Raw genomic sequence first — 10,396 nt, forward strand, 5'->3', positions numbered from 1 at the left:
GTGCCCTCATCCTGGTTCTGGAGCAGAATCGCGGTTTCTTCCGGCTCAAGCCGCACGCATTCTTCGGCTTTTTTCAACACCAGCCGAACATCCGCTTGGGACGGGTTGTGCCATTTATTCAGTTGCGACCAGATTTTATCGTCGTCGATAAAATCATGGTCGAGCCGGTCGTACGCCTCAAATTCCTTTTGGTATTTTTTAAGAAAATTCATGGTGTGAGTTTCCCTCCCACTATTGATTTGTTTTAGCGATCATCGACTTCACTGTGGCGCCGGAAATCCTGCCCAGCTTGCCGGTCAGGGCGCTGATCTCGTCGTTGCTGCCGTCCACGATCAGCGATATGACCGACACGCCCCGCTCCCGGTAGGGAAGCCCCATCCTTCCCACGATCAGGCTGGAATATTCGTGCAGAACCGCGTTGACCCGTTCCACGCAGGCAAGGTCCTCCACCACAATGCCGACGATTCCAATTCTTTTGCTCAAAGCTCCACGCCCCCTTTTGAAAATCAAAAACTCCCCTTCCGAACGCACGGAGAGGGAGCATAACGGCAAAAAAATAACCCACACATGCCGGATGCGCGCCTTCCCGCTCGGAAGCACCTTGCGGTCGGGTAAAAATACGGACCCTGTATCTCCGGACACATCCGTGCGCGAAGATACATTGACTTCAATTTAGTTTCAGTTTATCACGTGGTTTTCTGTTGTCAAGAACGCTGGGGAAGCTCGGTTCAAAAGGAACTATCTGTTTTTCTTATCCAACGACAAATACAGTTCCTCGATTGCTGTGCACACGGATCAGGAAGCATGTCAAGCATTTCTATAATCTGTTTTGTTACCGGTGACATATATTTATCTCCTCGTTTTGCATATTAACCCTTACCCCGTTCCCCCTTTCCCTCCAGCCGCTTCTGCGCCTGTTTGATAGCCTCTAAATAATCTCGCTCGGCAGACGATAACTCATCTTTTGTCTTTTGGCGATATTTTTCATATTCCTGCTCGGCCTTATCAAGCGCCGCTTTATGACTGACGGTTCCGGCATTCTGCAAAACACCCTGCCCATAGCGTTCTGCGAAGGAATCCAGTTCAGCAACCCAATCTTTCATGTACATGGGAGTATGCTGCATGGCACGCAACTCCGCCAGGTCGAAGAACGCAGAGACCATCCTGTTCAGTTTGGCCAACTCTGTTTCATTCAGGTAGTTTTTGGCGATGCCGATCTCACTTTTTTGCGGTTTCTCACCGGCAAATGTGGTTAGACCCATAAACGGAAGCTCGGCGTTGGCGCGTTGCGCTATAATTTTCGCGCAAAACTGCCAACGCCCATCTGCGAAATTGGGTGCCGCGAAGGGATTTCACACGGTAGCCCACGGAGATAATAACGTCAAGGCTGTAGAATGCCGTTTTATAATTTTTCCCATCTGCGGCAGTTGTCAAGTATTCCTTGACAACTGAATTCCGGTCTAATTCGCCTTCTTTGAACGCGTTATTTATGTGCAAGCTGACGTTTTGCTTTGTCGTTTGAAAAAGCTCCGCCATTCGCGCCTGCGACAACCAGACCGTTTCATCCTCCATGCGCACATCAATTTTCGTTGTGCCGTCTTCGGATTGATAGATGATGATTTCCGAAGCGTTAGATTCCAAAGCGGATCACCCCTCCGTCACTTTAAACTCCACTTCCGTTAGAGTACCGTCCTCTTTATGTAAAACATTTCGCATCTTTTCCGGCAATTGCATGATATCAATGGCCGTTGAATTCAACTCTTCAATATTAGCTGAACCGCCCAGGGGTTGCAGAGCCTCCAAAGTAGGTAGCAGCATCTGATGATATTGAATAACGTTTGATGTGTCCATTCTACACATCCCCCCTCAAAAACTGTATGTCCCAGTCTCCTTTTCGTCATGCCGCCAGCGCATTGCGGTTAATACCTTCAATAATCGCCCGCAGATCCATAAACATAGCCGCATCCTCAAACAGCTCGCTGATGCTGCCCATGTCGGTGAAGGGGCTTTCCTGCAACACCGACAAATCCTTCATCATGCCATTTCTAACGATGTAATTGACAATCTGCCGCACAAGATACATCTGTCGGCTGTCCATTTCCACATCGTTGAGGAAACGGGAAAAAGCTTCGTTGGCGGCCTTCTGGCTGAGCCCTACAATGGAACGCACCAACTCGCCCAGGGGGGTTTTGCCGTACTGCGCATAATATTGTTCTTTTGTTCCCAGCTCGTTCCACAAAATGCTTTCCAGCGCACGCACATCCTTCGGCGTCAGCGGCTGATTCCCTTTCAGCTTGGCGATTGCCGGGGTATCCTGATGCTGGAGGATGTAGTAGTTGACTTTCTTCTTATAATTGGCCAGATCGTCGTTGTCCAGCTGGGATTCTCTCCATTCCATTGACAATACATCATCGGTGAAGTCGGTATCATAGCGCACCCGGTCCTTTTCGGGTATAAACTGAATCAAATTCCGCAGTTTCAGCCGGATATCCTCATAGTCTGAAATTCCCGCGCGCTCCAGATAATCGTTATGAACGATTTGCTCAATCAGCTCCTGCTGCTGCGCAATCGCCGGAATGGTGCCGTACTTTGAAAGCTCAGCCGCCTTGTGAATTACATCGTTCTTGGCGCGTTTGCTGCTTTTCTCGGTCAACATTGCCAACTCAATCTGATAGATTAGCATGTCAAACCGCTCCGCGGAAACGTCATCTTCCGCAGGCAGCACCAGCGGAGCGATGTGCTCCGCGATTTGCAGCGTGTTTTCGTAAGTCAGGGAAGCGAAATCCTCTTCGGTCTGATACTTGTCTATAACGCGCAGGTGCTGCTTTACAGCAAAATTGTCGCGGGGCAAGGATTTTACTTGTCGCACCAAGTCCTGCACGAGCTCTTTGCGGAATGCCTTGAGCGCTTCTGTTTGGAACGCAAGTCCCTGCAATTGATACGCCATCTCCACTTTAGTATTGAACAGCCGCCCCTGCAGGGTGGTTACTGCGCTTGCTTCCCGGCCTTTGGCGTGCAGGCGAAAAAATTCGAAGTTGCCGCACAGATCAAAGATGAAAAACCGTTCTTTGTCTTTGCCATCAATCAAGCCTTCACAGATACGGGTGCCGCGCCCGATCATCTGCCAGAACTTGGCCCGGCTCATGACTGAGTTTAAGGATTTTCATGGCCGAGGACTTCACTTTGAACGAAAAGTCAACGTATTTTGTAGCCGTAGTAAAATCGTCAAAGATTATTACCGGCAAATCAGTGTATATATTGTCTTTTTCATTCGTATAACCAAGTATAAATGATTGTCCTGCTGTCAAAACAGGCGTATCAAAGGCGTCATTGTAGTCCGTGCTTTCAACTATATACTTTGTAGGTTGCTCATATTCAAGAACATCCCCCAGCCGTACCATCTCCCACTTACCCATGGAGCATTTCCCCCAGTTCAGCCAGTCCGGCGGTGATCTCCATTTCCAGCTCGTTGATTTCGGCTAGGATCTCTAGCGGCAGACTGCGCCTTTTGCCGATATCAGTATTATCTCCACATCGTCGCGGTACAGGCAGATATGCTGCTCCACCGAACCGAGGTACTCAACTGCCCGAAAGCCGAGTGTGTCGCGGAAGCGGCGGTTGCTTTGATGTCGGGCCTCGGAATACAGGGTGGGAACCGCTAATTCTTACATTACAAGTCGATACTCTCCATACAACCTTGATTCCTCACTCATATTGCAACATTTCCCAATATAGGAAAACCCGTATTTTTCATAATATCCGATATGGTCGGTGCAAAGGTATAATTTCTGGAATCCGAGACGTTTTGCCTCTGCGACGCCGTGAGCAAGCATTTTACTACCGAATGCTTGCCCGCACTCAGATTCTTCAACGTACAGCGCACACAACCATGGCCACAGATCTTGCCGACTGTTGAAATCGTTCGTTATCATCCCGAAACAACCGATAATCGTATCGTTCTCACGCATAAGCAGATACCAGCACGGAAGCGGGCTTGGTGTATTGATGCTGTGCAGCATATTGTCATAGTAGATTTCGCGACTAACAGGCCATTTGCTTGAAAAGTAGTCAGCGGCGCGGTCAAGGTATTGTGAATTATCGCGGACAAAAATGATGTTGTGTGTCATAGCAACTCCTTCCCGTATTAATCGCAAATCAGTTGCCAGCTTACGCCGAATTTGTCCTGTACCCAAGCGTACATCTTGGCGTAGAACTGCGGTGCGATTTCCATCAGCACCTGTCCGCCGTCGGCTTGCAACTCGTCGTATACGCGCCGCACTTCTCCCGGCGTGTCGAGCCGCACCATAAGGGGAATGAAGTGACTCGGCGGGAACACCTGATTGCAGTCGGCGATATTGAAGGTCGTGCCGCATAGGTCGATTTCACCGTGCAGAACCCAGTCTTTCTCCATCGCGTCCACAGGGTATTCCGGCGCGGCGCCTCAGCGCATCATGCGCTTGTTCGTGCCGCCGAATACCTTCTCGTAAAAGGCTAACAGCTTATCGCCCATTTGTGACCTCCTAATCTATCAATAGGCTGTCAAGTTTTGCGAGCAAATCGGGGAGGTTCTTCTTTTTCAGTTCGCACTCCCAAATCCGTAGCACCGTCCAACCTCGCCTTTCAAATTCCTCCGTGACCGCCTTGTCACGAACCATATTCCTTTCCCGCTTCGCTGTCCAGAACGCTTCGTTCTCTTTGGGGCGGGTGTTGCGACAATCGTGTCCATGCCAGAAGCACCCGTCTACGAATATGGCGATTCGCCTTTTAGGGAAGACGAAATCTGGGTGTCCCTTCACGGGGTAGTTTCGTCGCCAACCCTTTATGCTTCGCTCACTGAATACCTCTATCAACCGCAGTTCCGTGGACTTATTGCCCTTGGAGCGAACCTTGCTCATCACCGCCGAGCGCGTATCTTTATCGAAAACGTCGGCCATACAACCACCTCAATGACACTAACCCGTCTTGATTATCATTTTCAAGGTGGGGTCGTATCGATAATGCTCAATCTCTTTTTTCATGATTAGCTGAATGGTGTCTTCCACAACGGACAACGGAACGACAAACCATTCTCGCGGATAGTGCATAACACCTTGGTCATCCCTAATCTCTAAGGAGAGGTTACATCCACCAAAAAAGCGGTGGATGTTCGCCTCAAGGTATGGAACGTCCAAGTTGTAACATCGTGCGGTCAGAACTACCTCTACGTCACTCATCAGGTATGTCGGCTCGTTTACGGCGTTCTTTATGCGGTTGGTCACATCACCACTGCAATAGCCTATTTTGTAGAGGTTACGCATCTGGCGGATTTTGGGGTTTCGGCTCAGGCTACGCAGGACGTAGATGTAACCGTTTTGCACGTCGTCCGGCTCGATTTTCGGCGTCCCGTCATCATTCATCTGCAAGTCGCTGATGCCGAAACCATCTATACGTATCGCATTCACGAGCGAGCGGAACAGCATTGTAGATTCCGTACCGTTGTCGAATATGCAGCGCGTTCTGCCGTCTTTTCTACGATACACTTGCCCCTGATAGTTTTTCTCGGTAAGACTCGCGTTATCGACTTCCAAGTAGAAAACGACGCCGCGTAGCACGAAGTATCGCCCCTCGACCATGTCTTCTTGACCGTTGAATACCATCAACTTTCGGCGCCCACTCGCGAGGTCTTCGTGGATGCGCTTGAAAGCCTCCTCATACATATCGAAGTCTTTACACACCTTGCGGCGAGCAATATAGTCCGGGCGCAGCCTGTAGGTCGGCTTGACGTGCGACATATTGAATATGCTGTCACCTTCCTCGTCGGATGCCAACAAGCCGAGCGGGTCATCTGTTAGGAGTTCTTCGAGTGATATTGACTTTGCCTCCTCAGATTGCAGGAGGTTATACATATCGTATTCAAGCAGTATCTTGACCTTTTTGGGGTCTGACTTTATTCCCGACAGCCTTGAAGCGAGGGTAAACTCGTTAAAATCCCCGCCATCGCCGTTAGGCAGTCGCTGATTGTCCTCATAGAACTGCGTTATCTCGCGGAACTGCTCAATGAGGCGCCAATTCTCTTCACGCTGTTCCTGCTTCGGGGTTTCGCGGACGTTAAGCAGACCAAGACTGTCGCTATCGAAAATCTCCTGAAATTTCGATTTGCGCGTCGTATCATCCATTGGTCATACCTCGCTTAACCTGCTTGAGGTAAGCCAACGCCTCGGCAAGACGCCGCTCGTGCGGGTCGAGCGCGTCAAGGGACGGCAGGCGACGCATCGCTTTCGCAAACTCGTTAATCTTAGGCCACAGGAGATACGCCTCGTCATCCGTCATGCTGACCTTAAAAGCGGTAATACAATCCTGAATCGATTTCAGCACCTTCGGGGTTATCGACTTGGACAACACTTCGAAAGCCTGCTGGAACGGGTTAATCGAATCGATGAGGTCGATGTTCAACTCCTCGATGTTGATAAACTTCCCGCTCATATCGATAAAACGGCGGTCTCCGACTTGTGTCACCGTGGCGTGGCGCGTGACCATATCTGTCACCAAGTGCTGCCTGACCTCTTCCACCTCGTCATTCGAGAGGTCGGGGTATTTGGTCAGGATGATTTTCGGTATCAGCGCCTTGTTCACAACTTCCGGATCTAATGCGCCGTTTACCGACTTGACGACATCGGGGTCTTGCAGAATGATCGCTTTCAACTCCGTCAAGTCCGAATCGACAATGTTCTTTACCCTCTGAGTAGAAGGTTCGCGTAAACCGCCGACGCGAATGGTACGCGCATCATCGCCGCTCTCGTCTTCTTCGGGCTTCTTGGGTTTGAAGTTGAAGTTCGGCGCAAGCACCTGCTCCATAAGCAGGGAAGCCGTTATCGCTTTCAGCATATTGTTGACCGACTCTACGACTTCCTCGTTGTCGGCGTCCGGCTCGGCGATAAGGTTCGTAAACTGTGAGTGCGTCTTGTTTTCGCTGTCCCTTGTGCAACGCCCGATGATTTGAATAATCTCGGTCAAGGAGCCGCGATAGCCGACGGTCAAAGCGTGTTCACAGAACGGCCAGTCGAAGCCTTCCTTAGCCATTCCAAGGGCGATGATTAAGTCCACATCGTCCAGATTCTGAACACTGCGCAGGTAGGAGACCACCTTTTCACGGTCGGCGGCGTTATCGTTTACCAAGTCCGCCACCTTTATGATTTTACCGTCGCTGTGCCTCCTAACGTGAATGATGTTCGTGGCGGGGTCGACCGTCTTAACGACTCCGATGGCGTCGAGGATAGTATCGACCTCGATGTATTTGTCCTTGGTCGATTCGCCGGAGGTGACGCTTGGTATGTGGAGTATCGTCTTCTGGTCGGTGTCCAAGACCTCCATAATCGCCGAGGTGTATTTCCCTGCATAGAAGTGGAATCCAATGCCCAGTGACTTCAAATACTTGTAGCCGTTTAGCTGTTCGTAGTAGTTATAAGTCACCTTGCAGAATTTTGCCTCGTCCTCGCCCGTCAGCACGGGTATTCCGTCACCACGGAAGTACGAGCCGGTCATAGCCAAGATATGGACGTTTTGCTGTGCCATCAAAGCCCGCACCAATTCGCCCAACTTGCTCTCGTAATCGGCGGAAACGTGATGGAACTCGTCGACCGCCACCAAGCAGTTCTTGAACTTGGCTGCACCGGCCTTGTCGAAGGCGAACCTCAGTGTAGCGTGGGTGCAAAGCAAGATGGTATCGTCCTCAGAATCGAGAAAACTCAAGAAAGCGTTCACCTTACTGCTGCTTGAGTCGGCGCCGGGGACGCAGAGGTTATATTTGTCTGAAAGCGTCCAGTCGCTGTGGAATCCGTTCGCGGTCAGTCTGGTCGACGAGAACGACTTGCCGATGGCGCGTTCGGGGACGGCTACAATCACTTTTTTGACTTGTCCTGTCTTCAGCTTATCCAAGCCGATGAACATCAACGCCCTCGATTTTCCAGAAGCGGGCGGAGCCTTAATGAGCAGGTACTGGGAGTTGCGCGCGGCGTAGGCGCGAGCTTGCATTTCACGCATACCCATAGCGTCGACCTGTGTGCTTTTCCCCGTAGCCTCGTAGCTAATCTTGACGATGTTCTCCATATCCTTAACCTCCCAGTTTGGTGTATAAGTCAAACAGACTGTCTAATCGTTCTTGGTCGGAGACAAACGGCGTGTCCCGATAGCAGCGGTCTATGACCGAGTCCAATAGAGCGTGAGCATAACTCAACTCGGCAGGCATCCTTTCGGCGTTATATAGCCAGGCCAAAGTCATGTCAGGAAACTTTTCCCGCGCCGCTATTACACCATACACACAGTGAGTGATTGCCGTTTTCTGGTCTTCGGTGAGGGTCGGAAACGGAAATGTATTGTACCCAAGCTCTAATGAGTACCTTGGTCGCTCCTCGTGCTTACCGCATACGGTCTTTGCCCATACGTTGTGCATTTGAGAAGACACCACTCCGAAAACCCACGGCTCACAGTCGTATATAATTGAAACAAGATTTGTCACTACCGTGTTCTTAGTCACAAACCCTATCGGAATGTACAGATAGTTCTCGGAAGAAACCGCCGGCACAACAAGAGATTGGCTGTGAGTTTCCCTCATTTCGCGAAACTGGTGCGGGCGAGCAGCAAGTCTCTGAACGGAGGCGTCTTTATTTACCAATCTTGACGCACGAACTTTTTCGACCCTCGCCTTTATAGCGAAAATACTCATTGCCTCGTCATAGTCTGCGTCCTTTATCCAAATACACCAACGGTCGATTCCTCTTATGAACTCCTTCGAGCCAACTATCTTTTTGATAAACTTCTTGGCACGTTGGTCGGCAGAGACAATAGTAGTCATCTCGTTGTAGGTGAGCAAAAGATTACCGCCATCGTAAGGCATATTCCCTTTTACCATTTCTGGCAAGCGGCTCAGTGGCGTACCCCTTCCACTCACGATCGCATTCCCCGGAACTAAATACGGGCTGATGCATTTCGGTTCGAATACGGTAGTCGGCGTAAACAATTCACAGGGTTGACGGTTAGTGTTTGGCACTACGCCGATTACAACAACAGTGACCGCAGTCCGGTTTCGAGCATCGTTCTTCCATTTGAAAGACGTATAGGCGAACCTTATATGTACGCCTTTCTCAAGCAACTTCGGCCATAGCAGGCTTACCTGTTCGCCTTGCGTTAGAGAATTGGTGGTCACAAACGCGAATCCGCCTCCGTGGGCGTGGATATATTTCGCGGCCAACAAAAACCAACAAGCCGCATAATCCAGATTGCTATATCTACTATACTCTACAAAGACGTGCGCTAAATCCGCCTTCTGTTTATCGGTTTGTCTGTGCGCCCCACGATATGATGGATTACCAATGAGGTATGTCTCTCCATCTCCACGACATACAGTTTCCCAATCTATCCTCGTGGCGTTGCCCATAACGATATTGTTGGCGAAGAGAACGTCAATCGCCTCGGCGAAGATGCGGTTAACATCCGCATCTTTTGGTCTTTCTTGACATACGACAAATAGAAACCCTAAGCGGGCGATAGCACAGGAGAACGGGTTGTCCTCAATACCGTGAAAGTTACCCAAGGGAATAAGCAACACGTTTCCATAGGGAGCAGGGGTCTCGGCTACGCGCAATGCGGACGATTGATAGTACAAAGCCGCCGACTTATCCAAAACCTCTATCGCATCATTAATCTTACCCGCGAGTTTATTTAATTCCTTGTAGGCTACGAGCAGGAAATTTCCGGCGCCGCACGACGGGTCGAATACAGAAATACTGCGAATGCGTTTCAACAGCGCCTCGCATCCCTCACGGTTTGACTTAATTCGGTCAAACGCGCGATAAAGTTCATCCATAAACAAGGGGCCGATTACTTTTTGGATGTTGGCGGTGGACGTATAGTTGCCGCCTGAACTTTTTGCTTCCGGGCGTATTATGGACTGGATGAGTGCGCCGAGTATCTCTGGACTAATTTCCGACCAGTTCAGCCCAAGCAAATCAAGGACGAGACTCCGCGCTTTTCTGCTGAAATCTAGTAAAGGGATAGCTTCCCCAAACAAGCGAGCGTCAATATATTTTACGTTAGCGAAGTAACCGGGCAATCCGCTTGACGATTGCGACTTCATCGCTTCAAACAGATTGCAAAAGAACGCACTGGTATCCGAGCCGGACGTATCCGTGTAGTTCGCCACCAGAGGTCGCAGACCGCCGTTCGTTAGAACGCCAATGCTGTCCGCAAAGCAGCAGAACAGAAGGCGGCAAAGCAACTCGGCGATATCGTCGCTGCGGTTATGATTCCTTATCCCCAGTTCGTTGTAGAGTTCCGCGAACTTCTCGGCGGCCTTAATGTCCGCAGACTTCATCTCGTCATTCGTCGCGTCTGGTTTTATCCCCAATAACGAGAAAAAGAA

At 50.2% G+C, this 10,396-nt stretch carries 12 protein-coding genes and 1 pseudogene; all 13 read right to left on the minus strand.

Annotated elements, in window-relative coordinates; translation table 11 throughout:
* Positions 1 to 212 (minus strand): annotated as a pseudogene (locus B3W37_RS06965) ([FeFe] hydrogenase H-cluster radical SAM maturase HydG); the annotation flags it as partial.
* Positions 213 to 231: 19 nt separating this feature from the next.
* The gene (locus B3W37_RS06970; protein WP_483175175.1) at positions 232 to 483 is read right to left on the minus strand and encodes a TM1266 family iron-only hydrogenase system putative regulator; all 252 of its coding nucleotides are present in this window, start codon (positions 481 to 483) and stop codon (positions 232 to 234) included.
* Positions 484 to 869: 386 nt separating this feature from the next.
* The gene (rhuM, locus tag B3W37_RS06975; protein WP_483175176.1) at positions 870 to 1,262 is read right to left on the minus strand and encodes a RhuM family protein; all 393 of its coding nucleotides are present in this window, start codon (positions 1,260 to 1,262) and stop codon (positions 870 to 872) included.
* Positions 1,237 to 1,641 carry a virulence RhuM family protein gene (locus B3W37_RS06980; RefSeq protein ID WP_483175177.1) on the minus strand — a complete coding sequence of 135 codons (405 nt, stop codon included), beginning with the start codon at positions 1,639 to 1,641 and terminating at the stop codon, positions 1,237 to 1,239. The genes rhuM and B3W37_RS06980 overlap by 26 nt, the downstream gene beginning before the upstream one ends.
* A gap of 6 nt (positions 1,642 to 1,647) precedes the next feature.
* On the minus strand, positions 1,648 to 1,851 hold the full coding sequence (locus B3W37_RS06985) for a hypothetical protein (protein ID WP_483175178.1): 204 nt from the start codon (positions 1,849 to 1,851) through the stop codon (positions 1,648 to 1,650).
* Between the two features lie 46 nt (positions 1,852 to 1,897).
* Entirely contained in the window at positions 1,898 to 3,088 is a 1,191-nt protein-coding gene (locus B3W37_RS06990) for a type I restriction-modification enzyme R subunit C-terminal domain-containing protein (protein WP_483175179.1), read from the minus strand.
* A 4-nt stretch (positions 3,089 to 3,092) separates the two neighbouring features.
* Positions 3,093 to 3,416: a restriction endonuclease subunit S domain-containing protein gene (locus tag B3W37_RS06995; RefSeq protein WP_483175180.1), complete on the minus strand. Its 324-nt coding sequence runs from the start codon at positions 3,414 to 3,416 to the stop codon at positions 3,093 to 3,095.
* A gap of 249 nt (positions 3,417 to 3,665) precedes the next feature.
* On the minus strand, positions 3,666 to 4,127 hold the full coding sequence (locus tag B3W37_RS07000) for a GNAT family N-acetyltransferase (protein WP_483175181.1): 462 nt from the start codon (positions 4,125 to 4,127) through the stop codon (positions 3,666 to 3,668).
* A 17-nt stretch (positions 4,128 to 4,144) separates the two neighbouring features.
* Positions 4,145 to 4,411, minus strand: a complete 267-nt coding sequence (locus B3W37_RS07005) for a VOC family protein (protein WP_483175209.1) — start codon at positions 4,409 to 4,411, stop codon at positions 4,145 to 4,147.
* A 109-nt stretch (positions 4,412 to 4,520) separates the two neighbouring features.
* Positions 4,521 to 4,934: a very short patch repair endonuclease gene (locus B3W37_RS07010; protein WP_483175182.1), complete on the minus strand. Its 414-nt coding sequence runs from the start codon at positions 4,932 to 4,934 to the stop codon at positions 4,521 to 4,523.
* Positions 4,935 to 4,952: 18 nt separating this feature from the next.
* Positions 4,953 to 6,155 (minus strand): GIY-YIG nuclease family protein, encoded by a 1,203-nt coding sequence (locus B3W37_RS07015; RefSeq protein WP_483175183.1) that lies wholly within the window; start codon positions 6,153 to 6,155, stop codon positions 4,953 to 4,955.
* A complete protein-coding gene (locus B3W37_RS07020) occupies positions 6,148 to 8,085 on the minus strand; it encodes a DEAD/DEAH box helicase (protein WP_483175184.1) in 1,938 nt (645 codons plus the stop codon). The genes B3W37_RS07015 and B3W37_RS07020 overlap by 8 nt, the downstream gene beginning before the upstream one ends.
* Positions 8,086 to 8,089: 4 nt before the next feature.
* On the minus strand, positions 8,090 to 10,396 hold a 2,307-nt coding region (locus tag B3W37_RS07025; RefSeq protein ID WP_483175185.1), incomplete at its 5' end, for a class I SAM-dependent DNA methyltransferase.

This window comes from Syntrophomonas sp. UBA5494 (genome assembly GCF_002426325.1).